The following is a 24,833-nucleotide window of genomic DNA, read 5'->3' as shown; positions in this document are numbered from 1 at the left end:
GGCCGGCCGGCGATCAAGCACGCGAGGTGCGTCGTTGGGATCTGTCCTGACGCCCGCACCAATCTGCCAGCGTCGAGTTTGTACTGCGCAGCAGCGCTGCGTGTCATCGGACTTTAGGCATGTGCGCTGCCGCTCGGTACCGCGCGCATGCCGGTTCATCCTCTGAGCGAGGGATCGATCACGCGCCGTCGCTTCACGACGACGGTCGTCTGCGGGGCTGGTGCGTGCACGCGGTTCAGGCGCTTGGCAACGCCTGCCACGCGGATCGCGTGCTCGACGCTTGACGCATTGAGCGGCTGCACGACGTCGCCGTTGACTTGTGCGTAGGTGCCATCGTCGAGCTTCACCAGCGCGCCGGTGAGCAGGCCGCGCTGCACCACGCCCAGGACGGTGCCTTCGGTCGGTGGGCGCGGAAGGAATCGTTCAGCGCCAAAGGGCAGGAAGATGACCTTCGGTCGCGCGTACTCTGGCCGCTTCGTTCGCATCGAGGGTGGCTGCGTCAGCAGCGCAAGTCGAGGTACCGCCTGCGCTGGCTCAGGAGGTCGCGCTGGGTAGCGGTCGCCTCGCCGGTCGCGGCTTTCTCGGACGCTTCGAGGCGGGCGATCGACGCGTCAAGCCACCTACACTCGGCCTTGTCGGCTGGCTGCAGCCGGTGGCGTCGCCCTTCAGCGTCGAACTGCTTCGCGTCCATCCCGGTCACTGGCCGGAGGGCTTCGGCAAGCCCTTCGCGGCGCCGCTCGCGTGCCACGTCAGCCCCGGTGCGTTCCTTGCCACTGGACTTGTCGAGCCCTCGCGTCGGCTGGACGTCGACGCGCTTGGCGCCGAGACAAGGCTCATCGGAATAGGTGACCTTGCCGTCGACATCGCACCTGTAGACGTTGCCGTTGGAGTGGCGCAGGCCCGTCGGCTGAGCGATTGCAGCCGCCATCACCAGGCTGGTCGCCGTGGCGAAGGTCCACCGCAACGTTTCATGCATGGCTCGCGTCGCGCTGCTATGCGCCGACCGCCTCGCGGGTGCACTTCTTCACCGAAGAGTTCTTCGCCGCGCCGGCGAGCTTCTTCTCGGCCGCTGTTGCTTCGCAGGCAGCGGCAGCGTCCTTCTCGCACTTCTTCAGGAAGGACGTCTTGGCAGCGCCCGCGAGTTTCTTCTCGTGCGCGGCTTCCTTGCACGTCTTCTCGGCCGCGGACGCGTGAGCGCCGACAAGCAGCATGCAGGTGAGGGCGAGAACTTGCATCGGTCGCATGAACGTCCTTCAGTGTTTGTTCAGCGATTCTGGCAGCCTGGTCGCGCCGCGATGGACGGCGCTTGATGCGACCTGTGAATCACGGCGCACAAGCGACAAGGCCCCGCGATGCGGGGCCTTGGTTGCCGCCGAGAGGGCGCGCTCGGGGTTTCAGCCGCGCGGAGCCTTCTGGCCGACGATGACGACCTGTTGCACCGGGGTGTGGTCGGCCTTGGCGTTCGCGACGATCGTGTTGGCCAGGGCGCCCATGCTTCCCAGCGAGGCCAGCGTCACCATCGCGGCGAGGCCGAAGGCGATGGCTTGGGTGCTGATCTGCTTGAACATGGTGGGCTCCGGTTCGGTTCGTTGGCTGCGTTGGAGTGAACTGTAGGAAGCCGCCTGGCGGCGCGACATCGCGCTGCGACGAACTGTTGATGTCGGCGGATGAGCCGAAGCCGTGGCCGACGGACGTCGCGCCCGCGGCGGCGAAAAAGAGCACGGCCGGCGAGGGCCGGCCGTGCTTCCTAAGCACCAGGTGGTGCGTCGCTTGGGTCAACTGCTGGCTGCAGGCTCAGCTGGTCGCACGGGCTCGCCGTTGACGAAGGCCTTGTCGCCTTCGACTTCGATCAGCATGTCGCCGAACCGGCCGTGCCAGACGTAGCGGCGAACGCCGTCCGTGGCGAGCGGGAGCTCAGGCTCCAAGTTGTCGCCCGCGCCGACGTGGACTTCAGGGAGCGGGGAAGCCATGGCAAGATACCTGTATAAATCAACAGTATAGGCGTCGGCCGCAGTATCGCAAGCCCGTCGGGAGCTGCTGTGTCGGTCTGTACAGTCAGCCGCTATGTGCAACCTGTACAACATGAGCCCGAAGGGCGAGGTCGAGCGCTACATCGGCGCCATGTGGCGCGAACAGATGCGCTTGGACAACCCGGTGCCGCCGTTCGGGACCGGGTTGTTCGCACGTGCGGCCGCTGGCGGCGGCCTTGAGCTCGTTGCGGGACAGTGGGGAATGATCCGGCCGGGCTCGCCGGCGCGGCGCGAGATGGTGGGCAAGCGACCGAGGATGGTAAACAACAGCCGTGCCGAGACGGTCGCCAAGCTGGCGACGTTTCGGCAGGCCTGGGCGAAAGGGCAGCGCTGCCTGATCCCCGCCGAGTGGTACCAGGAGCCGAACTGGGAGACCGCGCGCAACGTCTGGTGGCGCTTGCGGCGCACCGATGGCGAGCAGTGGGCGATCGCTGGGCTGTGGTCCGAGTGGACGGACCGCGAGACCGGCGAGGTGGTGCCGAACTACACCGCCATCACCGTCAACTGCGATGACCATCCGATGCTCAAGCGGCTGCACCGGCCCGATCCGGAGCTGCCACCGGATCGCCAGGACAAGCGCTCGCTCGTGCACATCGATCCGGTGGACTGGGATGCCTGGCTGAACGGCAGTGAAGACCAGGCGCTGCAGCTGTTGCGGCCGCCGGCACTCGAGCTTTTCGATCAGACAGACGCGCGCCGGACCGACGAGCTGCTGCAGCAGCTCGCGGCCGAGCGCGAGCCTACGCTCTTCTGACGCATGAGGGACGTCGTGGCATCTTTGATTCGTGGTGAGCACCCGATCGTGCGTCGTGCGCTCGATCTGCTGATGGAGCTGCCGGAGGCCCCGGCGCTGAAGATCCTCGACCAGGCGCTGGAAGGCGTGCACGGGTCAGATCCGACGTTCGAGAACCATGTGCGCGGTTTGCGCGCGTCTTGGCTCGATCACCTCGATCCGCCGGCGCCGTTTGCGGAGCTCGTGCGACGCGCGTTCGCGCCGAAGCTCGATCCGCATGACTGGATGCTGCTGGCGGCCGATGATCAGCGGCTGCGCGCTGCCGACATCGGTCGGCTTGATCGCGCTGCAGTTCAGTGGGATGAGGCGATCGGAGCTTTCGCGGATCGATATCGGCTTTGGCAGTAACCCTTTCCACAAACAACGCGTGCACTCCTTGACGGGCGAGTTCTTCGCTGCGCCGGCGGCTTCTCTCGGTTGCAGCGGCGTCGCATTTTGCGGCGGCGTCCGTCTCGCACTTCTTGAGGAAGGATGTCTTCGCGGCGCCCGAAAGCTTTTCTCTGCCGCGGCAGCCTTGCGGGTCTGCTCGAGATCGATTCGGCCGTGGTCCGGGCATCAACAACTCGACGGATGAGCGACGTCGATCATCGTCCGGCTGCGAGATGCCTTCTCGTCCTTACCAATGCTTCGAGCTCATTGCGAGCAGAGGCATCGGACTCATCAAGGAGAAAAGCATGTCGAACGGTTCAGGTGGTTCCGGTCTTCCGGGGCCAGAAGGCAATCCCGATCTCGAACAGCCGCCGGCGTTCAAGGAAGGCATAGGAGGTGGACCCGCCATGCCGGCTGGTGGACTATCGGTCGAACAGAAGGAAGGCTACGACGAGGCCAGCGATGGCGCCAACTACCTTGCCGCAGGTTCAGCGGCGATCGCCGTGCTTGCCGGTGCCGCTTCGAGCGGCGGCGGAGCGCTCGTCTTCGGGCTGATTTCGGCCGGTTCCTGGTGGCTGTCCCAACAGTTGTCGGACATTGCCGAAGATCCACCTCGGCCGCACGAGCACCTGGTGACGTTTCGCGGTCGTTTGTGCCGCCTTCCCGCGACCGACGAGCCGGCGCTGTTGGCCTCGGGCATCGTGGTCCAGCGTGCTGCGTTCGCCTTGGTCACGGCTCGTGGACTCCTCGACAGCCTGGAACGTCTGGCCAGCGCCCGTTTGGCGGGCGACCTCGATTGGGCCGTTACGCACTACGGGGTCGCCAGTCAGTGCCATCAAGCGCTCGTCGTCGATGTCGCCACGTTCGCTTCGGCTCTGTACGCGGCAGGTCGGGCGATCGCCGGCTCTCCGTACGACCTGCCGGTGAAAGCTGCTGGGGGCGGCGTGCGCGCATGGATCGAGTCGCCTGGAATGGAAGCTCGGGTCCTGAAGGCTATGCACACCGCGGGCTACTCTCACGCGGAGTTCGACAAGGTGGTAGCTTGGTGGAAGACGGATCCCAGGTACTCTGGTCCAGAAACCACCTGTGGCCGCCTGTTCATGGCCTCAGCGAACGCGCTCTACACCTCTGCCCAGAGGCTGGCACTCTGAGTGGAGTGCGCCGGCAGCGCTGCTCGCCGCGGCCGGCGCGTTGGCGCCTTGGTGCTACACGGCCCAACCGGGGGGAGCCTCCGGCGGCCCCTGCGGGGGGGGCTGATAGAAGAAATCCCAACGGCCAAACAGCCATCTTGATGATCAGGCCAGCCCGGCCTGACTCAAGCCAACAGGCCTCCTCGAAAGACGGTGCGGTTCACCTATGGCGAACTGGTTGATCGCGCCAAGTCCGAGTATCCCGATCGCCCGGTGGTTCAGAAAGCCATTGCAGTCTCGGCCGGCCGCCGTCTTGATGTGGTCCGCATGTTCACGAAAGAGCGTGAACTGCCGGACCTCACCGCGCTGATCATCAACAAAGGGTCTGGCGAATGCGGTAGCGGGTTTACGCGGCACTTTGATCCAGTGGCAACCCGAGACCTCGTGTTCAATTTCGACTGGAGCGCTGTCACCGCCGACTTCGACGGCTTTGTCAAGTCGACCGAGACCGCCGTAATGCCCCGCAAGAAGATCAAAGAATCGCTTGCTCTGGAGCTGATGGCCGCGTACTTCAAGAAGCATAAGGCAGGCTTGCCCGCTTCAGTTCGAGAGCACAAGGATCTGATCGTTGAGCTCATCATGGAAGGCTTCTCCGAAGAAGAAGCCTTTTCTCAGGCGTGCAGATGACCTGACGCGACGTGATCCCTCCAGAGTTTCGCGGGCGCGAAACTCTGCCCATCGCCGGTGCGCCAGTGACGCGAGCGATGAATGTGGGGCGTCCGGCGCCGCCTGATTGGCTGCGCGTGCTGTTGATCGGCCTGCGATGGCGAGCGCTACCGCGCTTCGCCAAGATGGCTCGGGCAGCGCATACGCGCGATGTCGAACGTGCGCGGGTGCTCGCCCAGCGCCAAACCGTCACCTGCCACGCGCAGAGCGCCTACGGTTCCCCGCAAGAACTCGTCGCCTCGGCTGTCTGGTGAAGTCACGTCGAAGCCGAATATCCGCCAGAACGCTTTTCTGCCTTCCTGGTTGCCTTGGACGTGCAGCACGACGTCGAGCTTTGAGCCGTCGCGGGCGCAATCCACGGGCGCATCCCGGTACTCCGAGCTCCACGTGAACCGTGCCCGATACCTCGCTCGTGCGGCGCTGCCGGCCGCGCGCCTGATCGACACGCAACGCCCATGCGCCGATGTCGCCCGTGATCCAGACCTCGAGGAAGCTCCGATGTCACTGACGCCCGAAGCCATCCAGTGCATGACTTACGCCGACGCGCTGGCCGCGTTGACGGCCGATCCGAACACGACCTACATGCTGCGGCAGCGGATGCGGGAGGACAGCGAACGCGACGTGAACGAAGCCCGGTGCGATGCCCAGCTCCTGGCTGCGTTGCTCGAGCGGCGCGCCGTCGATGAGCGCAACGCCCAACCGGGCTGACGCGAGGCCTGAAGTGCGGCGCTACGGCGCCGGTCTTGTCCGACCAAGGTCCCGAGGACTGCGGAGAGGGGGCTTGCTGTGATGGCTGAAGGTAGCACGTCGTTCTCGCCGTCAAGGTCTGCGCGCTCCTTGAAGGGAGCGCTTGCGGCCTGGCGGCCGTCTGCGAACCCTGACGGCTGCGCTGCGACGTGCTGCGTGGGCAGCGGGCAATCCCGCCCGATGCCAAGGAGGCACTCGCTCATGACCCGCACGACCGCACTTTTCGTCAAGGATCTTCTCGGTGACTACCAGGTGGCCGCCGAGGACGAGGTGATCGCAGAGGCGAAGCGCGTGCTCGAGCGGCGCGTCCGAAAGTGCGCACCGATGAGCTCGCCGCAGATGGTCCAGGACTACCTGGCCGTGCAGCTGTCGCGGCTGGAGTACGAGGTCTTCGTCGTCATGTTCCTCGACGCACAGCATCGGCTGATCGAGATGCGGGAGATGTTCCGGGGCACGCTGTCGCAGACCAGCGTCTATCCTCGGGAGGTCGTTCGTGCGGCCTTGCAGTTGAACGCTGGGGCTATCGTCGTGGCGCACAACCACCCGAGTGGCGAGCCCGAGCCCAGTCGGGCGGATGAGTTTCTGACGAGCACCCTCAAGACTGCGATGCAGCTGGTCGACGTTCGCCTGCTCGACCACATGATCGTCGGCGGAGCACGGGTCATGTCCTTCGCTGAAAGAGGGCTCCTTTGAGCTCGATCGAGCTCTCGGCGGCCGTCCTGAAGGGGTCGCCATCCCTAACGCACAGGTGCTGCGGCAGCGGCGCGGATATACAATGTATATCCATTGCGTTACGGGGGAGCCATGCAAGTCGAAGTCGTGAAGTGGGGCAACAGCACCGCGGTGCGGCTGCCGGCCGCGATCCTCAAAGTGGTCAAAGTCGCGCTCGGCGACCAGTTGGAGCTGACGACGACCGAAGACGGCAAGATCGTCTTGCAACCGGTCAGGCACGAGTACCGGCTCGATGATCTTCTCGCGGGCATCACGAAGGCAAACCGGCATGCGTCCGTCGACTTTGGCGCACCGGTCGGTCGCGAGGGGCAGTGAACCGAAAGGCGGCCGCGCCGAGCCAAGGCGATGTGGTATGGCTCGATCACGATCCGCGGGCTGGCCGCGAGCATGCCGGACGGTATCCGGTGCTCGTGCTTTCGCCGCAGGCCTATAACGCAGCAGCAGGACTGCTGCTCTGCTGTCCGATCACGATGCAGATCAAGGGCTATCCGTTCGAAGTGACCCTGACCGGGATCAAGGGGCTGTTGGGTGTCGTGCTGGCTGATCAGCTGGGCAGCCTGGACTGGAGTGCGCGCAACGCAGAGCGTGCCGGGCGGGCTACGGATGACGTAGTGGCCGATGTGCTTGCGAAGCTGCGTGTGTTGTTGACGCAGCCTTGAAATGCCACGTGCGTGGCCGCATGGCTCACGACCAGCGAAGAAACCATGGCGACGGCCGGCGTGTATTCGGCCGTCATCGTGTGGGGGTGCTGCAGACGCAGCATTTACTTGAAATTGAAACCAGGGAGATTGATCGCTATGGGAAGCTTTGAGCAAGCGGGAGCCGGACTCTTCGCTACGGCCCTGTTCTGGGCTGTCATCGTTACCGCCCTGTTCGGGGCAGTCATCGTCTGGCGCATTCTGGGTGACGAATTGCGCCGCATCGTGGGTCATGTTCTCGGCGTGCCGCTCGCGCTGATTGCAGGCTTCGTCACCTTCATCGCCACGTGGCTCTTCTGTGGGTGGACCGTGCATGCACTCGGGTTGGTCGCGCCGTCTCCGGGAGAAGCAGACATCGCATTCCCTTGGGCCGCGTGGCTCGTCAGCTCCGCGATGCTTGGATGGACTGCAGCTGTCGGCTACCGACGCTTCATGGCCTTTGCTGATCATCCGGCCGAAGAGGGCGAGGGGATTCGGTCGTAGATCTCGCAGGAGGCATCATGACGGTCGGAAATGCGTTGCTGAGCTTGGGCGTGGTGGTCGGGTGCGCGCTCGCCGCGTTGGTCCTCGATGCCGGGTCCTTCGGTGTGGCCCCCGCCACGCAGGGCGAACGAGAGTTCATCGTCGAACTCCCGCAGTCGTCGTTCGCCTCGCATGTCAAGGTTCGAGCGGTGTCGGCGGTCACGACGGACGCGCTCTGCGTCTCCAGAAAGCACTTCTGGATGGCACAAGAAGCCTTCGATGTGGCGCAGCGCGACAGCGCGAACGCCCAGCCTGCGCAGTAGGCGTTCTGGCCATCATGAAAGACTTCGAGCGCCAGCAACGTGAGTGGGACTCGCGTGCACAGACCGCCCAGGCAGCAGCTGCTCAAGCCCTCGCGCGTCTTCTTGCCCTGGCCGAGAAGCATGACACCGGCCAGGCCAGGCGCGTTGCGCTGTTCCTGGCCAGCACGTACGACGGGCAAGCTTTTCCGTTCGACCTGTTCGAGCTCCGAGCGGTCGACGTTGCGATCTCCGACGACATGCTCGCGTGCATGGACGCCTTGCGCTGGGCCAAGGCCGACCTGCACAAGCTGGTCCCGGAGGGAGAGCGGCGTATCCTGGCGGTGTTGGCCGACTGGGGCATCGAGTGGCCGCAGCAATCGTGACTTCGCACAAGAAAGTGCCACCGGCAGTCGTGGGACGCCGGTGGCACATGAAAGCCGGTCCGGGAGGGAGGAAAGGGAGGTTGGACCGGCGGTCCGGAGTTTATGTCTCCGGTTCGTCAAGACGACAGCCCCTAGCGTCACCGCTTGCCTGACTGCCAGCCAGCCAAGTACAACGCCAAGGCTGTGTACAGATGCAAGGGACCATTCGATGACCACTGAAAACGAACGTCGCCATGCGATCGAGCAGGCGATCGCCAACACTCGCATCGAGGGGCATGAGCCGACGCCGGAGTTCATGGCCGACATGGAAGCCGTTGCGAAGGGCTCAATGACGACCGAGCAAGCGCGCGCCGCGAGCCTGGCTCGCGCGCTGGCCGCCGACGCCGCTGCCGTCCCGCCGACGTCGCGCTGACCGCCTGGCCATGCCTGGCAGCTTCGTTGATCCGTACAAGGATCCGCAGAGCGACGTGCTGCGGAACAAGGTCGGCCTGCGCAACGCTGAAGCGCTGAAGACTTTCGAGTACGAGCAGAGCGCAGCACGGTCGATCGACCTGCGTGATAACCACCCGGTCCACGGTCAGTTCGATCTGTCGCACCTCAAGGCGATCCACAAGGCGCTGTTCCAGGATGTCTACGACTGGGCGGGCGAGCTCCGCACGATCAACATCAGCAAGGGCAGCAGCAGCTTCACGAAGGCCGGCCAGCTCGATGCGATAGGCGCGCGCCTGGCCGATAACCTGCGGCGTGACAACCAGCTGCAGAACCTCCCGAAGGACCGGTTCGTGGACCGCCTGGCGCATCACTACGCCGAGTGAAACACCTTGCATCCCTTCCGCGAAGGCAACGGCCGCGCGACGCGCGAATTCATCGGCCAGCTGGCGCGCCAGGCCGGCTACGAGCTCGACCAGACCCGCATCGACAAGGTGAAGGGCGAATGGAACCTGGCCGCGCGGCTTAGCTTCCAGGGCGAGCTCGGTCCGATCAAAGACCTGTTCGCCGAGGCAATTCGGCCGATGCGTGCGGTGGCCTTCGAGAAGTTGCCGGAGGCCGAAGCCGTCGCACGGCATCCGGAACTGCAGGCGGCGTACGCAGGCCTGCGCGCCGTCGCGAACACGCTCGCAGACAAGTTTCCCGGCAACGCGCGTGCGCAGCAGCACTACGCGGCCCAGGCCAAGTCTGAAACCATGCGCTTGCTCGACGGTGGTCGGTTGCCCAAACAAGCATTGGAGCGGACAGCACCGATGCCGAGCATTGCGCGGCCGCTGCAACCGATCCAAGCGCCACCGCGGACCCAAGGCCCAGAGCGTTGAGGTTGCGGGCGGCGTTCAGGCTGTCAGGGCTAACGGCCCAAGAGCATGGCAGTGCCGCCGGCGGCCAGCACTGCGCCTGAGGCTGCGGCGACAAGGATCTGCAGCCATTGCGGCCACCCGGGCACGGACGTTGACAACTGCGCCGCCACTTCCATCCGCGCGACCAGCGCGTGCATCCGGGCGGCGAAGATTTCCTGGTAGGCCGCGCGCGCGGCCTCGTTCATCGTGGTGCGTAGTTCGGCCTTGGCTTGGTGCACGGCCTCGTTGGTTTGGCGGGTGATGAACTCGCCCACGCTCGCTTTGGCCGCATCGGAGCTAGCGAGAGTCGCGGCCTGCAGGCCTTGCGCGGCGCCCTCAAGGCGCGCGACGCCGGCGCTGATACCCGGTTCAAGCGACTCGAGCCGCCTGAGCAGTTCGTCGACGTCGTTGAGCAGCTGCTGCAGCAGCGCTTCGCGAACGGTACGCGCATCACTCATGGGCGGGCCTTCTTGGCGGATTTCCGCTTCACGTTGTCCGTGGCGACGCGCCGGGCGCTGCGCAGTCGGTACAGATAGGTCTTCAGCGTCGCCGGCGCGATGGATATCCCGCTGGCGGTGAGCGACTCGCTGATCACGGCGTAGCTGACGCCGCGGGCGATCGCCTGTTCGATATCGGGCAGGAGCTCGGCGATCCGGCCGGACAGCGACTGCGCGTCGGGTTTTGCTTCGAGCGCGGCCAGGCGCTTGCGGATGGTGTCGAGTGCGGGCACGGGCGAAGTATGCACTGTGTTCACTACGTGTTCACCAAGATGTCTACCGCCGACTGGCGATCAGCGTTAGGATGGATGCCAGCCGGTACGGCCTCGAGGGGAGAAGACGATGCGAGCGGATGTCAACAAGCCGTGGTTTGCGACGCCGGCCGGCGCCACGCTGTACATCGCCATCCACGCGCTCGCCGTGCTGGACGCGATCGCCGTGCCGGCCGCGATCATGTGGTGGTTCGCTCACCTAACGCGAGGCGGCGGTCCGTTCGGCACCACGGCCGCGGTGCTCACGACCTTGTGGGCGCTGAAGCGAGCGTGGCGCGCGATCTTTCGCATCGACGAGTACGACTGGATGGTCGTGAAGGCCCTCTTCATCGTGGCGCTGCTTGCCTTGGTCGTGACCGTGGTCCATGTCTGGCAATGGGTCACTCGCCTGATGGCTTGACCTTCAGGCGATCACACCGCATCGCGCCGCTCAAGCGCTGTTGCCGTTGGACAGGGACCTCCTCGAGAGCGGTATTGGGGAGCCGGCATTGCGGGAGTACCCAAGCGCCATCGAGGGCTTGGCCAGCAGTCCAGTGGACTGCTGGCTGCGGCGGTAGGGGCCGGCACGGTAGCGCTTCGGCCGGCCGAAGCCCGTAGCTCGCCGCACCCATGGCGCTTGTCTCGGTCGCGGCAGGTCGCGGCTAGCCGGAAGCGCTGGGTAGCGCAGCTGAAGGGGCGGGGTCCAACGAGGCTCCGTCCGCCTTGCGCCTGGTCGCGGCTTCCGCCCGAAGCCGTCGCACGTGGCTGCGTTGCATCGCATCGATGTCGGGCGTGGCCCTCGCGATTGCGCTGATCCTGTCGCCAGTGCCGACAGCGGCATGGACGGGCGTTTGCGCCCCGGCCGAGTCGTTGGCGGTGGCCGGTTCCCTCGGCGATGTCACGGCTGCCACCGGCGCGGCCAGCGCCACGTTCCCAGCACCTGCGGCACGTCGTTCCTTGCGAACTCGGGAGACGAGCTCGGTGAACGACCGCGGCTGCAACTCCAAGCCGAGCTTGGCTAACGCTTCGAGGATCGCGGCGCGGTCGACGCCGCGCTGCAGTGCGTCCTCGACCAGCGGAAAGAACTCGCGAAGCAGGCCGATCTTCGTTCGCTTGGAAGGGTCGTTGACCAGTTCGCGGAAGAGCTGTGCTGCGAATTGTTGTTGATCCATCGCGTCAGGTCGGGGGAGAGCGCCGGTCGCGGCAGTCTACCTGCACACGGTTGACTTCGAACGCTGAGGTGTTGACTCTGAGTTGTTCAAAGACTGGTTCCAGTTACCGAAGTGATAAGAAGCTCCAGTGAATGGCGTCAATCCGTTGGCTATCGTTGTCGCTTCGTTGTCTTTCGCAGGCCCGGTGCTTCGAACAAACAGCGAGGAGGGCTGAAGTAGAGTGCAGGATAGGCTTCGCCGGTTGATTTGTGCCACAACTGGCGGCATGATGAGCTAATGGCTCATGTACGCGGCGCCGCTGACCCCATCGCCTCATCCGCAGATCGCCCGAAACGGGCGACCCTGAACATCGACCTCGGGCCCCTACGGCCGGCGGTTGATGCCCGAGCCAAGGCCGAAGGCATGCGCGTCTCGGACGTAGTCCGCATCGCAGTCCAGGTGCACTTATCCGACGACCGCGAGGAGCCGCCGGCCGCCGGCGACGCCGGCGGCGTAGGCGAAGCCGTCTATCGCCCGAACCTCAGCGCGCGCGACGCCGCCAAGCTCGACGAGCTGCGTGCGCGCACCGGCCGCCGTACGCGTCAAGGCGTGCTGCGGGCGCTTATCGATGGCATCGCGCTCGCCCCGACTGGCGGGCCGGCTGGCAGCCAGAACCTCGGCGACGCTGTCCAGCAGCTGATCCGCTCGAATGCCGAGCTGGTGGCGATCGGTCGCAACCTGAACCAAGTCGCGCATTCACTGAACCTCTACCCCGGCAAGACGACGGCCGCCGATCGCGAGGCGCTCGAGCGGACCGTTGCGGCGGTCTACGACCACCTGGAGGCCGCTGCGCGCCTGGCGGCCGAGATCCGCCCGCTGGTGCGGCTGCCCGATGAGCCGCCGCCGGCGGCACCGCGGCGGGCGCGCAGCCCGCGCAAGACCACCAGGAAGACCGCTGCATGAGCCAGCAGCGCGATTCCGACGGCGTCCTGGTGGAATGGGGCACGCGGCTCTTCTATCCGCGCCCCAAGGCCCGCGGCGGCGACGACCAGCTCACGGTGAAGGGCTACTTGGCCGGGCGCCTCGCTGCTCGCCCGAGCGCCAACGCGATCCGGCAGCACGTGCGCGCCGTGGTCACGTCCGGCGGCAAGCAGGTGATGGTGAAGATCACCGGCGGCGGGCGCGGGCTGAGCGCGATCAAGGCGCACATGCGCTACATCAGCCGTCAGGGCAAGGACATCGCCGGCGGCCGCGGCGAGACGCTCGAGCTCGAGAACGAGCGCGGCCAGCAACTGCAGGGCCAACAGGCGATCAAGAACCTGGCCACCGACTGGCGCCTGGCCGGCAGCTACATCCATGACGACAGCCCGCGCAAGGAAGCCTTCAACATCATCCTGTCGATGCCGGAGGGCACGCCTCCCGAGGCGGTGCGTGCGGCGGCGCGCGAGTTCGCTCGCGAGACCTTCGAGGGGCACAAGTACGTGTTCGTGCTCCACACCGACACCAAGTCCCCGCACGTGCACCTGGCCGTGCGCGCCGAGCGCAGCGACGGCATCAGGCTGAACCCCCGCAAGGCTGACCTGCAGCGCTGGCGCGAGCGCTTCGCGGCGCGCCTGCAGGACCAGGGCATCAACGCGCTGGCCACGCCGGCTCGCCCGCGCGCCGTTCATCGCTCGTGGCAGACGCTATGGCGCGAGCGCGACCCGCAGCGCGTCAGGGTGCCGCGCAGTCCCGTCCGGCGGGGTCCCGGGCAGCATCGGGCGATGGCCGCGGCACATGAGGCGTGGGGGCGCGTCGAGGGCGCGCTGCGCGCGAGCGCGCGCCCAGAGGATCAGCAGCTGGCAATAGCCGTATCCGACTTCATTCGAGACACCTTCCGCGGTGTCGACGTCATGGGCGCACAGCCCACCACCCGAACCATCAGCAGGGAGCAGCAGCATGGCCAAACCAGAGGCGGTCGTCGACCAGGTCTTGGACGATTCGAGCGGGTTTACGGAGCCGGACAGCGACGAGTTGGAGGCAGGTTCGCTGCACCAGAGCCCAACATTGCGAGCGCTGGACCGCTCGCGAAAGCCAAGACCCTCGACGGTCTGCGAGAGCTGTCCGGCGTCCCTGTGGTTCGCTTCACCCGAGGAAGTGAAGTGCTACTGCCGGGTGATGCATCTCGTGAGCTGGAGCACCGCGACGCCCAATCACCTGACGCACTGCGACGGCCTGGATCTGGCGCGGCAGGAGGAGTAGCGGACAAAGGACGCGTCCCCCTCGACGGTCCGACGGACCGGGACATCGAGGCGGCGCTGCGACGGGCCAGGGAGCGTTTCGGCGACCGGCTGAAGCTCAGCGGCGACGACGCGTTCAAGGAGCGAGTGGCGCAGATCGTTGCCCGGACCGGCATGGATGTGCGCTTCACCGATGATCATTTGAACGCACGTGTCGACCAACTGCAGAAGGCTCGCGGCAAGCCAGGGCACGAGCGCTAAGGCACCGGCACGAACGAACCGTTGCCTTGACCCCGTCGCGATGCTAGATCGGCTGCGCCGAGGCGAGTAGGCGCTCGATGGCGAGCAGCAAGGCGGCGGGATCGGTCGGTTTCGTGAAGTGCAGCGCAAACCCGGCCGCCATCGCGGCCTCCTTGTCCGCCAGTTGGCCGTAGCCGGTCAGTGCGATCAATGCGCCGCATCCGCCCGGCAAGGCCTGCATCGCCCTCGCGAGGTCGTAGCCGTTCATGTCGGGCAGACCGATGTCGAGGATCGCGATGTCCGGCCTGAACGACCGCGCTTCCTTCATTGCTGCATCGGCGCTCACCGCGATCCGTACTTCGTATCCAGCCACCTCGAACACCGTGCTTAAGCTCTCAAGCGCATCGACGTTGTCGTCCACGATCAACACGCCCCTCCCGGTGGGAGAGCTGGCCTGAGTCGCGATGAACCCGTCCTCGGCGGCTTGCGAGTCCACAACCTGCAGGCAGATTTCAAAGGTCGAACCCCGGCCAGGACCGGCGCTTGCGGCCACCACCCGCCCTTCATGCAATTCGACGATCGAGCGAACGATGCTCAACCCAAGCCCAAGGCCGCCGGTGGGTCGGGCGGTCGTCTGTGGCGCTTGGTAGAACGGCTCGAAGACCTTCGAAAGCGCCTCCGCCGTCATGCCCTCTCCTTCGTCACGAACCTGAATGGCGACCTCCAGCCCGCGCGGGATCAGGCTCAGCTCGATCCGGCTCCCGCCGCCGAACCGAACGGCGTTTGTGAGCAGATTGGTGACGGCCTGCACCAAGCGGGTCTCGTCGCCCTGGACCCAGACGGGTTGCTCGGGCAAGGTCACGACGAGACCGGTGGGTTGATCCTTCAGCAGGGGCTGGACCGCTTCCGCCGCCTGTTCGATGACGCCGAACAGATTCAAGGTGCGACGTTCGATCTGAAGCTTTCCCGTCGCGATTCGCGATATGTCCAGCAGGTCGTCGACCAGCCGGCGCAGGTGGTCCACCTGCCGGCGCATGATCTGGCGCTCTCGCACGCTCGAGCTGTCACCCTGCAGATCCATCAGGTGCAGGGTGGTGACGATGGGCGAGAGTGGGTTGCGAAGCTCATGACCCAGCAGCGCCATGAATTCGTCCTTGGCACGGCCGGCTGCTGTGGCCTGCTGGAGCGCATCGGTGACCGTCGCGGTGGCGTCGGCGAGACGGTGCGACGCGGCGCTCAGCGCATTGGCCATGTCGTCGAGCTCGGCGATGCCGATTCGCTTCACCACGATCGGATGGGCGCCTGCGCCCAGCTCGACAGCCGCCTGGCGCAAACCGTGGATGCTCTTGACGATGCGCTGGGACGATCGCCACGCGAACGCCAGGCACAGCGCGATCGACGTAAGGATGCCCGCCACGTACCAAGCAATGCCGCGCTTGAGGGCCGCGTTGCCCTCGGTCGTTGGGGCCCCGACGGCCACGATCCACCCATGGTCCAGCCGGGTGAAGCCAGTGAACGCTTGTTCGCCGTCGATGGTCACTGAAATGCCCGATGCCGAGTCTTCCGGATGCGCCGCGATGAAGTCCTGCAGACTGCGCGTGGGCAGTTTGCCCAGCGTGGCTTCGTGGTTCTTCGAGCGGGCCACGCGTTGCAAGCCGCGGTCGAAAACCGAGATCACCCACTTCTCCTCGACCTGCTGCCTCTGGACGGCCTGGAGAATGCGATCAGGCTTGACCGCAGCGGTCAGCACGTACTTGACGCGACCACCCTCGGCGATCGGCACGCGCACGGGGAAGGCCATCGCGTTGCGTTTTCCGGCAGCCAGCATTCCGACCGTGGGCCGGCCTTCGCGCAAGGTCTCTTCCACTTCCGCGGGCGCGATCAGGCGGGCCTCGCCCGAACCAAAGGGCAAGACGCTCTTGAAGAGAAGCCCGCCCTCGGCGTCGACGAGGTTGACGCCCGCCCACCAGGAACGTGCTGCCACCTCAGTGCTGACGAAGTCGTAGAAGGCGCGGATGTCGCCCTGTGCGAGCAACGGCGAACGGCCCATCGCCTGCAAGGCACCGATGTTGGCATCGAGTTCCGACTCGACCGCGATGGCCAAGGCTCTGGAAATCTCGAGCGTCGAGCGCTGCAGATCGCGCTGCTGGGACTCGACGGCGGACCACACGCCGTACGCGCCCAGCACGGCCAGCGGAACGATGCCGATCGCTGCCAATTGCTGCAGCACTTGGCGCAGGCTCCGGTTGGCGGGATAGACAGCGCTCATGGGATGCGTTCAGACCGACAGGATGCCGAGTATCACGTCGTGCTCGCGTCATGACCGTCAACCAACGCCTGCAGCTTCGCAAGGTCTTTGTCAGAAACTGGACCTCTGCAGAAGGGCCGCTGCGTGCGCCAAGGGCTCCAGTCTGGCTCACAGGCGTGTTACGGTGATGCCGGCGGCATCACCCCGCCCGGCACGGCCTTGCGAAGTGGGCCGGGATCACCCACGGCCAGCAGCGCGCTCGGTCGGACGCTGGGGCCAAGCAACCCTTCGCGCAGCGCCCATCGCAATTGCAGCTGCAGGCTGCAACTCGACTGCGCGGGATCACTGTTCTTCGGGGAGTTGGGAGAACCCGGTCGGCAGCCCATCGTCACCCTCGACCCGGTAGATCGCCACGACACTCGGATGGGGCACGTAGAACGTTTGCTTCTGGCCGGCTCGCGTCAGAAGGACGTAGGACTGATTGGTGTGGTCAACGGAAAGGCAGCGCAACACAGGATGGCTGCGCTCGTTGTCCTTTACAAAGCCATCGTTGTCGCTCGCGTAGATGCGGCCAACGGGCGTGTTGCCGTCCAGAACGACGATGTATTGCATGCCTTGCATGATGACAGAGGGCCTGGGCCCCAGGCCGCCAGCTGCCGCCGTGGCTGCTGGCATCAACCCTCCAGCCGGTCAGGTTCGGCCGATCGATCGACTGGATCAGTGGATCGACGCTGGCCTTGCCGCGCGCCTACGGCGAGCGGGCTTGGAAACGCTCAACGACCTGCTCGTTGCGGCGGCCAGCGGGAGGCGCTGGTGGTTCTTGGCGCCCTCGATCGGTCCGAGGCGAGCGCAGGCGATCCTGGCAACCGTCAAAGGGCTTCTTCCCGGCGGCGAATAGCTCAGCGACTGCTTTCGACACCTGGCCGTGGCAGTTGGCCATCCGCCGGCGCCTCCGACGCGCGTAGAGAGCGTGTCAGCGCATGCAGCAACGGGGTTGCGCGCGCGTCATGCGAGTCAACCAACGGCTGCAGCTCCGTCAAAGCTCCCGTCAGGGACGTCACCTCTGCCTGCAGCAGCTGCAGTCGTCCCTCGTGTTCGCTGCGCCTCGTCGATGCCTTTTCGGCCTCGACTTGCTCCCGCGCGCGCTGCAGTTCGCGCTGCAGTTGCGTGCCGCGACCCGCGAGAAGTGCGTACAAGAGCGCCCACATGCCGCAGGCTCCAAGCAGAAGTGCCGGAGCTGCCTGCGCCAACAGGGCTCCCGTCGAACGCCACAAGCCAGCCAGGGTGCCGGCGACCGCCACGCCGTAGGTGGCAAGCATCATCGTCAACGAAGTGAGGAGGAACGCCCTTCTATCGAACCTCTCCGGCCGCAGGTAAGCGCGACGCGTCACAAGTGCGGTACCAAGAAAGAAGAGCGCAGCGATTGCCGTCGACCATGGCAGAGGCATGCCCACCGCGTGCATTCCGGGAAGGGCGATGAAAACGCCCGCTGCCAAGCAAAGCCACAAGTAGGGGAGGCGGATCATGCGCCGGTCAAACGTGCGCGCGTTGCGCTGAGGACCGCGCCCGTCTTGCCGCAACCTGGTTGCCCGCCAACGATAACCAAGCGCGGAGCATCCGCACGCCGAACGTCGTCGAATTAGAAGGACCGCACATCGGTGCGGTACACAGCCTCGGACGCTTCATCTGTCAGCAGCCGGCCAGGGACCGGGAGCAGACTCAAGGCAAGCGGCCGGCTTCCACCGCCTCGGCGATCGCGCTCACCGACTCCAACATCGCGTCGACTTCGGCTGCGTCATGCGGATCGAACGAGAAACGACGAGCGCGCGTCTGCTCATACAGCGCGGCGGCCCGGCTCTTGACCTCGTTGTCCGCACTCTCGCGCTCGATCCTGTGAAGGTTTGCGCAAACGGCCGCGATCATCTCGATCACGATTTCGGCCGTGATCTCCGGATCAGGCTTGATCGGGTCGATCGGGGCGACCGCGTATGCGGGAACGGCGTTCATGGTCGAAGGCATTCTGGCAGACGTGAACATCATTGTGGGCCTTTGCACGCCCAGCAGGGCGTGCGCGAAGTCGTCGAAGCGGTCTGGCAGCAGCTGGCGGGGAGCTGTATATTTGTACAGTGATTGTAGACGTTGTTCACCTTCGGCGCGAGGGGATGAAGCTGTCCCGCGACGAGCTGCGCGCCGCCGTGCCCAAGCGGGTCGAGCTGAGCATCGAGTCCGCTAGCGATGGTCCGGTTGCTTACCTGACGTTGCCGTGGGTCTACCAGGGCCAGGGTGCCTGGATGGAATCCTTGAAGGCCTGCCGAATTCGATCGCTCAAGGGCGACGCCTTCGTCCTCGTTGGGCGGGAGCGTGTCGGCAAGTTTTGGGAGGAGCGTTGGCTGCCGCAGGCCTGGTGGTGCCGACTGCCGCCAGGCGCCGCGGCCGCTCCGCCGCCCGAGGCCGACCCGCTCGCACTGCTGCGCCCGAACCCGCACCCATCGCCGGCGCCAGCTGAGCTGAAGCGCCCAGGGGGTGAGCGCCTCGTGACCAGCTGAGATCCGACGCGCCGTCGCTTATTTCGCGATGAGGAACGCGTCGCGGTTCTGGACACCGGCAATCCATGCCGGCGGCTTGCCGCGGCCGGTCCACGTCTTGCCCGAAGCCGGGTCGGCGTACTTCGGAACGCCCACCTTCGGGGTCGCCTTCGCCTTGGCCCGCGCACCGCCCTCGGCCTTCGCCGCCGGCGCTCCGGCACTGCCGTTGATCAGAAGCGCGCTGCGGTCCTTCGCGCCTGCGATCCAGGCGGGCGGCTTGCCGCGGCCGGTCCAGGTGTTGCCCGTCGCAGGGTCCTTGTACTTCGGCACGCCGACGGACGAACCGTTGACGGCCTGGCGCTTGGCAGCGCCGCCTTCGCGGCGGCCCTTGCCACCCCCGAAGCCAAGCATCTGAGCCGAGATGTCGTAGACCGCAATGGCCTCGCGAATCCGCGCCACCACTCCGGCTTTCTCAGTTTCCCGCAATGCTTCGGCCTGCGCCTGGAGTTTTGCAATCTGGGCGCTGATAGCGTGGAGCGTCGTCATCGAGAGTCCTTGAAGAGGTGGTGAGTGGCGCGGGCGATTGTGCATCGCATTGTGCGTCGCTCACGAGAACGAACGCCTGACGGACATAGCCGCCATGCTCGTCCGAATTCTCAATCAACGCATATACCCTCTCAGATCCATCCGCGTGGCGTACCGTTACATGAGGCGACCCGTCCACCCAATAGAAGCCGATGTCGGAGCCCCTTGGCAGCCATTTCAGGATCGTCATGACCGCCAAGGCGAAGTCGCCACGGATCATGGTGCGCGATCCGCGGCCTCGCAGAACTTGTGCTGCCAGCACATGCGACGCCACACCCATGGCGCGATAGGTTCGGGCTGAGCCCACAACCCCACTTCCTGTCGCTTTGCCTGGTCCTCGTGCGCGTAGACCGTCTTATCGCGCACGTAGCGCTTGTTCTGCCGGTTGGCCATGGCCAGCCCGACGTCCACCATCGCCAGGCTGAGATCCTTACCGGCAGCACGCACGCGGCAGATGTGACGCACTCGTTCTGTGCCGTCGTTGCCTTGACGCACGTCTCTTCCATAGCACTCGGCATCAGCGGCCAGGCCAAGCGCCAGGTCTTTCAGGTGCGTCGTGGCCTTCGAGGAGAAGGGCTGTCCAGGTCGATTTGCGCCATGAGATGTCTCCGGCGCGTCGATATCAGTCAGTCGAACGACGAAGCTCGCACCGCCACGCTCGCGCATCACCAGCGTGTCGCCGTCGGTGACGTGGATGACGGTACCGGCGATCGCGCTCGGCGCTTCGTTGGTCGCGCGCTTTGCTGAGGTTTCACCGTCGCTGCGCGCGCAGGCCGCAGTCGCCACCGCCAACGCTGCCAACGCTGCTCCGAACGTGACGGCTGGATGCATCAACGCTTCGCCTTCTGTCGCTGGCTCATCTGGGCGGGAGGGACACCAGCGTTGCCGACGACGTCCGGAAGATCGAACCACTTTGCTTGCGGACAGTTGCTCAGGTACAGCACCCGCCTGTGCGGCTCGACACTCCAGTACGTCTGAAGTGATCGGGTGCAGCTGGGCCCGGGCTGGCTGATCAGGGACAGGCAGACGATCGCTTCACAGGCCAGGCGCTCGTTGATAGTCATTGCCAGGGGCGCGGCCGAGCGCCCCTGGGGCGCGTTGTCGACGAGACTGATCATCTCGGTCAAGCCGACGATGCCTTCCATTTCCCGCTGGAGCACTGCGCCGGACGGGCCAACAACCGGCACACCGGCGCCTGCGCTTGCGGCCGACAAGGACAGTGCTCCGGCGAGCAAGGCGTTCTTCATCTTCGTGGTCTGGCTCATTTTTGCCTAGAACGGAATGTCGTCCATCGGGTCCAGCTCGCTCGCGTCACCGGCGGGGATCGATCCGTCGGCATCCGGACGGCTGCCCAGCATCTGCAACTGCTCGCCGTAGATCTCGGTGGTGAACCTCTCGACGCCGTCCTTGTCGGTCCACTTGCGCGTGCGCAGACGGCCTTCGATGTAGACCGAGCGGCCCTTCTTAAGGTACTCGCCGGCGACTTCGGCCAGGCGGTCGAACAGCACGATCCGGTGCCACTCGGTTTCTTCCTGGCGCTCGCCGGACTCTTTGTTCTTCCAGGCACGCGTGGTCGCGATGCTGAAGTTGCAGACCGTGCTGCCGTTGGGCGTGTAGCGGACCTCGGGGTCCCGCCCAAGGTTGCCGATGAGCATGACTTTGTTCAGCGAGGGCATGAGATTCACTCCTCCAAGTTGTGTGTCGAAGGTTTAAAGCAACACGCGTTGAGCGATCCACAACCCGGCAAGGTGCGCCGGGTAGTAGAGGTAGAACACCCACCGCAGCCGCGGCACCCGCAGCTGCACGCGCGTTGCGGCGAGAACGATGGCGAGCGCCGCGAACCCCCAGTGGTTGCCGTTGACGATCCCGACCAGGGCCGTGCAGACGATCACCGCCGCGGCTGTGCCGAAGGATGGCCTTCGGAAATAGTGCTGTGCAGCCACTGCCATCCCGATCGCCGGCCACCAGAACTCGACCAGCGCGCCGCCAACGATGAACACGACCGCCGCGAGCAGCATGCGGCGGGCGCCGCCTAGCTCGAGCAGGTACATGACCGCGGTGGCCACCAGCAGCGTTGCGAGGATGTTCAGCGGCAACCAGCCGCCGGCGAACTGCACCTTGCCGAGCGCGACGAAAGGCACCGTGGAGACAGCGGCCCCGATCGCCAGGTGCTTCATCGTCCGCTGGTATGCGCCGGCCGCCAGGGTCTCCGAGCGCGCCAGGTTGTAGGCCAGCACGACGGCGAATATCGGCATCGCCAGGCGGCCGGCCGAGAACATCCATGGTGTCGACCAATCGCGCAGGTACTTGTTGACGTGGTCGACCGTCATCAACAGCAGCGCCAGCCACTTCAGCGCTTCGAGCGTTCCGTCCGCGATGAGCAGCCGGGCTGCGCTCGCGCTGTTCGGTGTGCGGGTCGGGGCCGCCGGCGCGCTGCCGCCGTTGTCAGCTGCTACGACCATGGTTGCACGACGGTGCGCACGGCCAGTGGTGCTCATCGCACTCGTTCCGCGTGATCGCGACACGGCTGCACCGAAAGCACCAGGCTTGGCCAGGTCATGGCACTGCTCATCGCGAACGCTCCGGCGATGCACGCCGATGTTCGTGAGCCGGCACAGCCTGGGTCGTCGTGCGCGCCGCATCCTTGTCGACGATGCGGACCTTGGCCGAGAGGCCGGCGGCCTGCATGGCCGTGAGCTTCTCTGCCACCGCCTCACGGATTGCGGGCCGCTGCTCGGCGCGCACGGCTTGCCGATCCAATGCCATCTCGAGTGCAGCCATCACGCCCGCGGCCGCGCTGATGCCCTGCACGAAGGATTTGGCCTTGTCGTGTGTGCTGTCGGGTGGGATGCCGGCGGCGGTGTCGCGCTCGGGCGACGCCGGCCGCGATTCCCGTTGGGCCGCTGCCTTCACCCGCCCCTCGGCGAGATCCCTGGCTTGCGCCAAGCGTTCTTTCTCGGCCAGCGCGGCAGCTTGATCGCCCCTGGTGGGCACGTAGCCTCTCGCATCGATGCCGCGCGCGGTGGCGGCGATCCAGCCGTTGCGCTTGAACTCCATCGAGCCCCCAAGGCGCACCTTGGACCAGCCGCGCTCGGCAGCACGATCGAGCATGCCGATGATGGCCGCTGGCGCCTCGGATTGCGTCCGCAGTCCGGTCAGCCGCTCGGTGAAGGCGACTTTGCCCGGCTGGTCGCGGAATTCGTAGTCGTTGCTCAGCAGATGGCGATTGATCGTGAACCGCTCTTCGAGCGGAGGGATCGGCCGGTACCGCGGGCCCTCGACCGAGCCTTGGCCAACGACGGCGTCAAGTGCTTGGCGCACGGACTCAGGCGTCTTGCCCGCTTCTTGGAAGGCGTCCAGCTCGCAACGGGATGCCAGCGGCGAGATCGAGTTCACGCCCTCGACGTCTTGGTGCTGACGTGGCGCATCGCGCGTTGCATCGTGGCTGGCCAAATGCTCCGGCTGCGGCACGTCTTTCGGGGCGAACTGGGTCCAGACCGCTTGTGCGGACTCTCTGTCGTTCGCGGCTAGCTTTTTCAGGTCTCCGAGTACCGCGTCGACCTGCTCCCCGCCGCGCAGCCGCACGCTGGAATCGTCGCTGTAGCTGGCGTACCAGTCAGCGTTCTGGATGCGGGTGCCGAGCTCGAGCATGGCAGCGCTGAACGCGACCGGCGGCCGCTCATGCTGTGTGGCATCGGCCTGCGTTGCCGTCGCTCGCTCGGCCAAGGGCTGTAGGGCGGCCGGCGGCGCCATGCCGAGCTCGGCCAAGGCCACGCCTGTATCGCGCTCGCGGCGGGCGTCGACCGCCGCACGCGCGTCGTCGTCAATGGTCATTGCGACGGGCGCGGCTTGGGCCGCGACCTGGTCGGCGCCACTCTGCCGGACGCTTGCACCCTCGTCGTAGCTGGCGTGCCAGTTCTCGATGCGGGTGCCGAGCTCGAGCATGGCCGTGTCGGGGACCGCCGGCGGCTGTTCGATTGCGGCATCGGTGAGCGTCGCCGTTGCCAACTCGGCCGAGGCTTGCGGTGCGGTAGGCGCTGTCGTCCCGAGGTCTGCTGATGCCGCGCCTGTTTCGCGCTCGCGGCGCGCACCGGCCGCCGCATGCCCGCCCTCGTCGATGGTCATCGCGATGGGCGGCGCTTGCGCCGCGGCCGCGCGCGCGACTTCTTGATCATGGACCCAAGGCTTGTAGTCAGCGCCCTTGCGATCTTCCTTGGCTGCCGAAACCTCATCATCCGTGGCTCTTGGACTTGCCCTCAAGAACTCTTCATGCTGACGTGCAAACCTGGCTGCAGCCAACAGCTCAAGGCCCGTCCGCTCCTGATCGGTGACTGTCGGCGCGTCCTGATCGATTCTGGTGGTCTTTGAGGCTTTCACGGCCGCATCCGGCGGCGCAGCAGCAATGCCGAGCCGTTCGTCGCGTTGTGCCTTCCAGGCCTCGAAATCGCGCCGGCCTTCGGCATCGGCCTGCGACGGAATGCCCAATGTCGCGCGTGCGCCGAGAACGAGACTTGCGTGCTCTTCGATCGGAACGCCGCCGAGGCGGCCTTCCTCCCGCAGCGCGGTGGTCACCTGCGATGCCGTCATCCCCTTCGCGAACATGTGCTCGAGGTCCGGGGTGATGCCGAGCCGATCGGCGGTGTCGCGCTGCGCCTGGACATGTTCGTTCACCCAGGACGAGGGATCCTTGCCCACCTGGTGCCGCGGCAGTTCGGCGGGTTCGGAACGCGCTGCCGGTTCGTCCATGTTCATGAAGTTCTCCCCTTCAAAGTGCCAGGTTTGCGACCGTCTCGACGGGCGGCGCGGCTTCGTAGATCTCGATCTCGACACGGCGCTGCAGCGCCGACTTCGCGTCGACGGAGATCAGGCGATCGCCCGCGCCTTGCCACTGCAGCCGTACCCGATCGCGGCTGACGCCACGCTGCACGAGCCAGGTGCCTGCAGCCTCGGCGCGTCGCTTGGCAAGCGCTGACTCGGCGGGTGAGTCAGCGGCGGCGTCGGTGCGACCTCGGATCACGATGGCAGATGCCATCTTCGCGGCAGAGGCGATGCGCTCGGCCTGGTCGGGCGGCAGCTCCAGCTTCGCGGAGCCGAGCACGAAGGGCACGACGAAGACGCTCGAGCCGGACGAGGTGCGAGCGCCAGGCGCGCAGGTCTGAGCCGCGCGGCGCGCCGCGGCCAGGCTGTCCGCCGCGGCGCCGGCAACGGCGACGTTGGCACGATGCTCGGCTTCGGTGAGCGCGATCCTTGCCGCGCGGTTCTCGGCGCTGCACCGCTGCAGCTCGATGGCCTGCGCGCTGTTGATCGGCCGGCGCACGCTGTCGTCGACGGACGGCGGTTTCGGGGGAGAAGAGCAGCCGGCGAGCAGGGCCGCAGCGGCGAGAGCGCGAAGGTTCATGAGATTTCCTCGTGTCGGT

The 24,833-nt window shown here is 66.1% G+C and carries 39 protein-coding genes; 19 read left to right on the top strand and 20 right to left on the bottom strand.

Annotated features, from left to right (window positions below):
- Window positions 1-155: 155 nt before the first annotated feature.
- The 5 genes from HLB44_RS30975 to HLB44_RS30955 form a co-directional block, all read right to left on the bottom strand.
- Window positions 156-485, bottom strand: a complete 330-nt coding sequence (locus HLB44_RS30975) for a hypothetical protein (protein ID WP_173132516.1) — start codon at window positions 483-485, stop codon at window positions 156-158.
- A 14-nt stretch (window positions 486-499) separates the two neighbouring features.
- Window positions 500-976: a DUF4124 domain-containing protein gene (locus HLB44_RS30970; protein ID WP_173132513.1), complete on the bottom strand. Its 477-nt coding sequence runs from the start codon at window positions 974-976 to the stop codon at window positions 500-502.
- A gap of 16 nt (window positions 977-992) precedes the next feature.
- Complete coding sequence (locus HLB44_RS30965; protein ID WP_173132510.1) at window positions 993-1,244, bottom strand: hypothetical protein; 252 nt, start codon at window positions 1,242-1,244, stop codon at window positions 993-995.
- A 150-nt stretch (window positions 1,245-1,394) separates the two neighbouring features.
- On the bottom strand, window positions 1,395-1,568 hold the full coding sequence (locus HLB44_RS30960; RefSeq protein ID WP_173132508.1) for a hypothetical protein: 174 nt from the start codon (window positions 1,566-1,568) through the stop codon (window positions 1,395-1,397).
- A gap of 207 nt (window positions 1,569-1,775) precedes the next feature.
- Window positions 1,776-1,970 (bottom strand): hypothetical protein, encoded by a 195-nt coding sequence (locus HLB44_RS30955; protein WP_173132505.1) that lies wholly within the window; start codon window positions 1,968-1,970, stop codon window positions 1,776-1,778.
- A gap of 94 nt (window positions 1,971-2,064) precedes the next feature.
- Here HLB44_RS30955 and HLB44_RS30950 point away from each other — a divergent pair, with 94 nt between their 5' ends.
- The 4 genes from HLB44_RS30950 to HLB44_RS30935 all read left to right on the top strand — a co-directional run bounded on the left by HLB44_RS30950 (window position 2,065) and on the right by HLB44_RS30935 (window position 5,009).
- Window positions 2,065-2,784 (top strand): SOS response-associated peptidase, encoded by a 720-nt coding sequence (locus tag HLB44_RS30950; RefSeq protein WP_281375245.1) that lies wholly within the window; start codon window positions 2,065-2,067, stop codon window positions 2,782-2,784.
- Between the two features lie 15 nt (window positions 2,785-2,799).
- On the top strand, window positions 2,800-3,171 hold the full coding sequence (locus tag HLB44_RS30945; RefSeq protein ID WP_173132498.1) for a hypothetical protein: 372 nt from the start codon (window positions 2,800-2,802) through the stop codon (window positions 3,169-3,171).
- Between the two features lie 326 nt (window positions 3,172-3,497).
- Complete coding sequence (locus HLB44_RS30940; RefSeq protein WP_173132495.1) at window positions 3,498-4,343, top strand: hypothetical protein; 846 nt, start codon at window positions 3,498-3,500, stop codon at window positions 4,341-4,343.
- A gap of 192 nt (window positions 4,344-4,535) precedes the next feature.
- The gene (locus HLB44_RS30935) at window positions 4,536-5,009 is read left to right on the top strand and encodes a hypothetical protein (RefSeq protein ID WP_173132492.1); all 474 of its coding nucleotides are present in this window, start codon (window positions 4,536-4,538) and stop codon (window positions 5,007-5,009) included.
- 146 nt (window positions 5,010-5,155) lie between these two features.
- Here the strand turns inward: HLB44_RS30935 and HLB44_RS30930 are convergent, their stop codons facing one another.
- The gene (locus HLB44_RS30930) at window positions 5,156-5,407 is read right to left on the bottom strand and encodes a hypothetical protein (protein ID WP_173132490.1); all 252 of its coding nucleotides are present in this window, start codon (window positions 5,405-5,407) and stop codon (window positions 5,156-5,158) included.
- A gap of 139 nt (window positions 5,408-5,546) precedes the next feature.
- On the opposite strand from HLB44_RS30930, the gene HLB44_RS30925 reads away from it, so the two are divergent.
- From HLB44_RS30925 to HLB44_RS30880, 10 genes are all read left to right on the top strand, one after another.
- Window positions 5,547-5,756, top strand: a complete 210-nt coding sequence (locus HLB44_RS30925; RefSeq protein ID WP_173132487.1) for a hypothetical protein — start codon at window positions 5,547-5,549, stop codon at window positions 5,754-5,756.
- A gap of 240 nt (window positions 5,757-5,996) precedes the next feature.
- Window positions 5,997-6,488 carry a RadC family protein gene (gene radC, locus HLB44_RS30920; protein WP_173132484.1) on the top strand — a complete coding sequence of 164 codons (492 nt, stop codon included), beginning with the start codon at window positions 5,997-5,999 and terminating at the stop codon, window positions 6,486-6,488.
- Window positions 6,489-6,599: 111 nt separating this feature from the next.
- The gene (locus HLB44_RS30915) at window positions 6,600-6,842 is read left to right on the top strand and encodes an AbrB/MazE/SpoVT family DNA-binding domain-containing protein (protein ID WP_173132481.1); all 243 of its coding nucleotides are present in this window, start codon (window positions 6,600-6,602) and stop codon (window positions 6,840-6,842) included.
- Window positions 6,839-7,186: an endoribonuclease MazF gene (mazF, locus tag HLB44_RS30910; protein WP_173132478.1), complete on the top strand. Its 348-nt coding sequence runs from the start codon at window positions 6,839-6,841 to the stop codon at window positions 7,184-7,186. Before HLB44_RS30915 ends, mazF begins: the two co-directional genes overlap by 4 nt.
- A 12-nt stretch (window positions 7,187-7,198) precedes the next feature.
- Window positions 7,199-7,708, top strand: a complete 510-nt coding sequence (locus HLB44_RS30905; protein WP_173132475.1) for a hypothetical protein — start codon at window positions 7,199-7,201, stop codon at window positions 7,706-7,708.
- Window positions 7,709-7,725: 17 nt separating this feature from the next.
- The gene (locus HLB44_RS30900) at window positions 7,726-8,010 is read left to right on the top strand and encodes a hypothetical protein (protein ID WP_173132472.1); all 285 of its coding nucleotides are present in this window, start codon (window positions 7,726-7,728) and stop codon (window positions 8,008-8,010) included.
- A 14-nt stretch (window positions 8,011-8,024) separates the two neighbouring features.
- Complete coding sequence (locus HLB44_RS30895; protein ID WP_173132469.1) at window positions 8,025-8,372, top strand: DUF7673 family protein; 348 nt, start codon at window positions 8,025-8,027, stop codon at window positions 8,370-8,372.
- 208 nt (window positions 8,373-8,580) lie between these two features.
- Window positions 8,581-8,784, top strand: coding sequence for an antitoxin VbhA family protein (locus HLB44_RS30890; RefSeq protein WP_173132466.1), 204 nt, complete (start codon window positions 8,581-8,583; stop codon window positions 8,782-8,784).
- Window positions 8,785-8,794: 10 nt separating this feature from the next.
- Entirely contained in the window at window positions 8,795-9,187 is a 393-nt protein-coding gene (locus tag HLB44_RS30885; protein WP_173132463.1) for a Fic/DOC family protein, read from the top strand.
- Window positions 9,188-9,193: 6 nt separating this feature from the next.
- Window positions 9,194-9,682: a hypothetical protein gene (locus tag HLB44_RS30880; RefSeq protein ID WP_173132460.1), complete on the top strand. Its 489-nt coding sequence runs from the start codon at window positions 9,194-9,196 to the stop codon at window positions 9,680-9,682.
- A gap of 29 nt (window positions 9,683-9,711) precedes the next feature.
- On the opposite strand, the gene HLB44_RS30875 is transcribed toward HLB44_RS30880, so the two are convergent.
- Complete coding sequence (locus HLB44_RS30875) at window positions 9,712-10,158, bottom strand: hypothetical protein (protein ID WP_173132457.1); 447 nt, start codon at window positions 10,156-10,158, stop codon at window positions 9,712-9,714.
- On the bottom strand, window positions 10,155-10,430 hold the full coding sequence (locus tag HLB44_RS30870; protein ID WP_173132455.1) for a hypothetical protein: 276 nt from the start codon (window positions 10,428-10,430) through the stop codon (window positions 10,155-10,157). The genes HLB44_RS30875 and HLB44_RS30870 overlap by 4 nt, the downstream gene beginning before the upstream one ends.
- 109 nt (window positions 10,431-10,539) lie before the next feature.
- Between HLB44_RS30870 and HLB44_RS30865 the strand changes: the two genes are divergently transcribed.
- On the top strand, window positions 10,540-10,869 hold the full coding sequence (locus HLB44_RS30865) for a hypothetical protein (protein ID WP_173132452.1): 330 nt from the start codon (window positions 10,540-10,542) through the stop codon (window positions 10,867-10,869).
- Between the two features lie 241 nt (window positions 10,870-11,110).
- Here the strand turns inward: HLB44_RS30865 and HLB44_RS30860 are convergent, their stop codons facing one another.
- Entirely contained in the window at window positions 11,111-11,620 is a 510-nt protein-coding gene (locus HLB44_RS30860; protein ID WP_173132449.1) for a hypothetical protein, read from the bottom strand.
- Between the two features lie 276 nt (window positions 11,621-11,896).
- Between HLB44_RS30860 and HLB44_RS30855 the strand changes: the two genes are divergently transcribed.
- Window positions 11,897-12,562, top strand: coding sequence for a plasmid mobilization relaxosome protein MobC (locus HLB44_RS30855; protein WP_173132446.1), 666 nt, complete (start codon window positions 11,897-11,899; stop codon window positions 12,560-12,562).
- On the top strand, window positions 12,559-14,079 hold the full coding sequence (locus HLB44_RS30850) for a relaxase/mobilization nuclease domain-containing protein (protein WP_173132443.1): 1,521 nt from the start codon (window positions 12,559-12,561) through the stop codon (window positions 14,077-14,079). The genes HLB44_RS30855 and HLB44_RS30850 overlap by 4 nt, the downstream gene beginning before the upstream one ends.
- Before the next feature lie 43 nt (window positions 14,080-14,122).
- Here HLB44_RS30850 and HLB44_RS30845 read toward each other — a convergent pair whose 3' ends face one another.
- Window positions 14,123-16,327: a hybrid sensor histidine kinase/response regulator gene (locus HLB44_RS30845; RefSeq protein ID WP_173132440.1), complete on the bottom strand. Its 2,205-nt coding sequence runs from the start codon at window positions 16,325-16,327 to the stop codon at window positions 14,123-14,125.
- Window positions 16,328-16,648: 321 nt separating this feature from the next.
- Window positions 16,649-16,918, bottom strand: a complete 270-nt coding sequence (locus tag HLB44_RS30840) for a hypothetical protein (protein WP_173132437.1) — start codon at window positions 16,916-16,918, stop codon at window positions 16,649-16,651.
- Here HLB44_RS30840 and HLB44_RS38420 point away from each other — a divergent pair.
- Window positions 16,872-17,204 carry a phage integrase family protein gene (locus HLB44_RS38420; protein ID WP_425500881.1) on the top strand — a complete coding sequence of 111 codons (333 nt, stop codon included), beginning with the start codon at window positions 16,872-16,874 and terminating at the stop codon, window positions 17,202-17,204. The two genes, HLB44_RS30840 and HLB44_RS38420, sit on opposite strands and share 47 nt — an antisense overlap.
- Window position 17,205: 1 nt before the next feature.
- On the opposite strand, the gene HLB44_RS30830 is transcribed toward HLB44_RS38420, so the two are convergent.
- Both HLB44_RS30830 and HLB44_RS30820 read right to left on the bottom strand, forming a co-directional pair.
- Window positions 17,206-17,832: a hypothetical protein gene (locus HLB44_RS30830; RefSeq protein ID WP_173132431.1), complete on the bottom strand. Its 627-nt coding sequence runs from the start codon at window positions 17,830-17,832 to the stop codon at window positions 17,206-17,208.
- Window positions 17,833-18,025: 193 nt separating this feature from the next.
- Window positions 18,026-18,313, bottom strand: a complete 288-nt coding sequence (locus HLB44_RS30820) for a hypothetical protein (protein WP_173132429.1) — start codon at window positions 18,311-18,313, stop codon at window positions 18,026-18,028.
- A gap of 155 nt (window positions 18,314-18,468) precedes the next feature.
- Here HLB44_RS30820 and HLB44_RS30815 point away from each other — a divergent pair, with 155 nt between their 5' ends.
- Window positions 18,469-18,852 (top strand): hypothetical protein, encoded by a 384-nt coding sequence (locus HLB44_RS30815; protein ID WP_173132427.1) that lies wholly within the window; start codon window positions 18,469-18,471, stop codon window positions 18,850-18,852.
- Window positions 18,853-18,870: 18 nt separating this feature from the next.
- Here the strand turns inward: HLB44_RS30815 and HLB44_RS38035 are convergent, their stop codons facing one another.
- The 7 genes from HLB44_RS38035 to HLB44_RS30780 all read right to left on the bottom strand — a co-directional run bounded on the left by HLB44_RS38035 (window position 18,871) and on the right by HLB44_RS30780 (window position 24,814).
- Entirely contained in the window at window positions 18,871-19,377 is a 507-nt protein-coding gene (locus HLB44_RS38035; RefSeq protein ID WP_173132425.1) for an H-NS family nucleoid-associated regulatory protein, read from the bottom strand.
- Between the two features lie 255 nt (window positions 19,378-19,632).
- Window positions 19,633-20,247, bottom strand: a complete 615-nt coding sequence (locus tag HLB44_RS30805; protein WP_173132423.1) for a thermonuclease family protein — start codon at window positions 20,245-20,247, stop codon at window positions 19,633-19,635.
- The gene (locus tag HLB44_RS30800; protein ID WP_173132421.1) at window positions 20,247-20,681 is read right to left on the bottom strand and encodes a TrbM/KikA/MpfK family conjugal transfer protein; all 435 of its coding nucleotides are present in this window, start codon (window positions 20,679-20,681) and stop codon (window positions 20,247-20,249) included. The genes HLB44_RS30805 and HLB44_RS30800 overlap by 1 nt, the downstream gene beginning before the upstream one ends.
- Before the next feature lie 6 nt (window positions 20,682-20,687).
- Entirely contained in the window at window positions 20,688-21,092 is a 405-nt protein-coding gene (locus HLB44_RS30795; protein WP_173132419.1) for a single-stranded DNA-binding protein, read from the bottom strand.
- A gap of 33 nt (window positions 21,093-21,125) precedes the next feature.
- Window positions 21,126-21,878 (bottom strand): TraX family protein, encoded by a 753-nt coding sequence (locus tag HLB44_RS30790; RefSeq protein ID WP_173132417.1) that lies wholly within the window; start codon window positions 21,876-21,878, stop codon window positions 21,126-21,128.
- Between the two features lie 106 nt (window positions 21,879-21,984).
- Entirely contained in the window at window positions 21,985-24,168 is a 2,184-nt protein-coding gene (locus tag HLB44_RS30785; RefSeq protein WP_173132416.1) for an LPD7 domain-containing protein, read from the bottom strand.
- A gap of 13 nt (window positions 24,169-24,181) precedes the next feature.
- Window positions 24,182-24,814 carry an OmpA family protein gene (locus HLB44_RS30780; protein ID WP_173132413.1) on the bottom strand — a complete coding sequence of 211 codons (633 nt, stop codon included), beginning with the start codon at window positions 24,812-24,814 and terminating at the stop codon, window positions 24,182-24,184.
- Window positions 24,815-24,833 lie beyond the last annotated feature (19 nt).

The sequence above is a fragment of the Pseudaquabacterium terrae genome, from assembly GCF_013266755.1.
Taxonomy (GTDB): Bacteria; Pseudomonadota; Gammaproteobacteria; order Burkholderiales; family Burkholderiaceae_C; genus Pseudaquabacterium; species Pseudaquabacterium terrae.
Note: the sequence above shows the minus strand (reverse complement) of the source record. Positions and strands in the feature narration are given on the sequence as shown.